The organism is Butyrivibrio sp. (genome assembly GCF_024699075.1).
Map to the genome: position 1 here is coordinate 1 of NZ_JAILQF010000021.1, position 2,863 is coordinate 2,863.

The 2,863-nt window shown below is 39.9% G+C and carries 3 protein-coding genes; all 3 read left to right on the forward strand.

Going from position 1 to position 2,863, the window contains the following annotated elements:
- Nucleotides 1-197: 197 nt before the first annotated feature.
- Nucleotides 198-1,226, forward strand: a complete 1,029-nt coding sequence (gene hrcA, locus K6G87_RS00695; RefSeq protein ID WP_296832497.1) for a heat-inducible transcriptional repressor HrcA — start codon at nt 198-200, stop codon at nt 1,224-1,226.
- 33 nt (nt 1,227-1,259) lie between these two features.
- On the forward strand, nt 1,260-1,904 hold the full coding sequence (grpE, locus tag K6G87_RS00700) for a nucleotide exchange factor GrpE (RefSeq protein WP_296832500.1): 645 nt from the start codon (nt 1,260-1,262) through the stop codon (nt 1,902-1,904).
- Between the two features lie 131 nt (nt 1,905-2,035).
- Nucleotides 2,036-2,863 (forward strand): Hsp70 family protein (locus K6G87_RS00705; RefSeq protein WP_296832502.1); only part of this gene is annotated, 828 nt, incomplete at its 3' end.

The window sequence follows — 2,863 nt, forward strand, 5'->3', positions numbered from 1 at the left end:
ATATTAAATTGCCCCATATCTTTTTTATTATATTAAGAAGCGTAGATCCGGCATGGGTTTGCGCTTCTTTATATTTTCTTTAGACTTTTTTATTTATTAGTCGGTTGACATCATACTTTTAAAGTGATAATTTAACGTATGTAAGATATTAGCACTCAAGTCGAGTGAGTGCTAACACAAAAGGAAGAGGTTATCATTTGGAACTTACAGAGCGTAAGAAAACAATTCTAAATGCAATCGTCCGAAATTATATGGAGACCGGAGAACCGGTTGGAAGCAGGACGATTTCCAAGTATACGGATCTGAATCTGTCATCTGCGACAATTCGCAATGAGATGTCTGATCTGGAAGAAATGGGACTGATCATTCAGCCTCATACTTCTGCAGGACGTATACCTTCCGATCAGGGCTATCGTATCTATGTTGATGATATGCTTGCCCAGAAGGAGAAGGAAGTGGACAGCATGCGTGAGATGCTGCTGGACAAGGAAGAGAAGCTTGAGAATCTTTTGAAACATGTTGCAAGACAGCTTGCTGATAATACTAATTATGCAACTATGGTTTCAACTCCGACTATGAGTAAGAACAAGCTTAAATTCCTCCAGATAAGCCGCGTGGACACAAGCCATTTGCTTGCCACTATCGTTCTTGAAGGTAATCTTATCAAGAATAAGATGATCCCGGTTGAGGAAGAGCTGGATGATGCGACACTTCTTAAGCTTAACATGATTCTTAATACGAATCTTGGCGGAATACCGGTTGAGAATATTAACCTTGGACTTATAGCTGCACTTAAAGCTCAGGCAGGTGATCATTCAGAAATTGTTGGTCATGTTATAGATGCAGCGGCAGAATCGATCAGGGCTGATGAAGATCTTGAGATATATACAAGTGGTACTAACAATATCCTTAAGTACCCTGAACTTTCAGATAATCAAAAGGCCAGTGATCTTATCAATACATTTGAAGAAAAGAGTGATCTTACAAGCCTTGTAGAGAGCTCTTTGAGTGCAGGGGAGCATGGAATTCAGGTATATATTGGTAATGAAACCCCTGTAGATACAATGAAAGACTGTAGCGTTGTTACAGCAACCTATGAACTTGCAGAAGGAATGCGAGGCACAGTCGGAATCATAGGTCCTAAGCGAATGGACTATGACAAGGTAATATCTACCTTGAAGAAGATGATGCATCAGCTGGATGATCTTTATAAGAAGAGCGACTAGCTATTTACATATAACAAATAGTGATAAAGGAGAATGGATTTGAGTCAGGAAAAAGAAATCAAAAAAGAGCAGCAGGAAGTTGAAGAGGCTCTTAAAGAAAATGAGACTGTTAATGAAGAAAATTCAGAAACAGAAGACTCTGTAGCATCACCTGAAGAAAAAGATGATAGCAAAGCTTGCGAGAAAGCTTCTGACGAAAGTAAAGAAGAAGGCAAGAAATCTCTTTTTGGTAAAAAGAAAAATCCTCTTCAGGACAAGCTTGATGATATGGCTGATAAGTACAAACGCCAGCTTGCAGAGTTTGAGAATTTCCGCAACAGGACAGAGAAAGAGAAAACACAGATGTTCGATGCAGGTGCAAGTAATGTACTTACAAAGATCCTCCCTGTTGTAGATAATTTTGAAAGAGGTCTTGCAGCTGTTCCCGATGACAAGAAAGATGATTCACTTGTACAGGGATTTGACATGATATATAAGCAGCTTTTAAAGACACTTGAGGATATGGATGTTAAACCTATAGAGGCTCTTGGTAAGGAGTTCGATCCTAATTTTCATAATGCAGTAATGCAGGTTGAGAGCGATGAATACGAAGAAGGAATCGTCGCACAGGAACTTCAAAAAGGCTATACATATCATGATACGGTAATCCGTCACTCAATGGTGGCTGTTGCTAAATAGATTTAGGTTAAAATTGTGAATGCGGTTTTAACTTAGGAGACTACAGATTACAAAGCTTTAAACATCTCCGATTTCCCTAAAAGGGATAGATTACAAAAATAAGATGAAATAGTTATGGAGGTAAATTAACTATGGGTAAAATCATTGGTATCGATCTTGGTACTACTAATAGCTGCGTAGCAGTCATGGAAGGTGGAAAGCCTACCGTTATCGCAAATGCAGAAGGCGCTAGAACAACTCCTTCAGTTGTAGCTTTCACAAAGAATGGTGAGAGACTTGTAGGTGAGCCTGCTAAGCGTCAGGCTGTTACAAATGCAGATCATACAATTTCTTCTATTAAGAGAGATATGGGTACTGACAACGGACGTAATATCGACGGCAAGAAGTACTCACCAGAGCAGATTTCTGCTATGATCCTTCAGAAACTTAAAAAGGATGCTGAGGATTATCTTGGAGAGACAGTATCACAGGCAGTTATCACAGTACCTGCATACTTCAATGATGCTCAGCGTCAGGCTACAAAGAATGCTGGTAAGATCGCAGGTCTTGAAGTAGAGCGTATCATCAACGAGCCTACAGCAGCAGCTCTTGCATATGGTCTTGACAATGAAAAAGAGCAGAAGATCATGGTTTATGACCTTGGTGGTGGTACATTCGATGTATCTATTATCGAGATCGGTGATGGCGTAATCGAAGTTCTTTCTACAAACGGTGATACACACCTTGGTGGTGACGATTTTGATAACAGAATCATTAACTGGATGGTTGAAGAGTTCAAGGCTAAGGAAGGCGTAGACCTTTCAGGCGATAAGATGGCTATGCAGAGACTTAAGGAAGCTGCAGAGAAGGCTAAGAAGGAACTTTCTTCTTCTACAACAACTAACATCAACCTTCCTTTCATTACAGCAACAGCAGAAGGTCCTAAGCACTTCGATATGGATCTTACAAGAGCTAAGTTC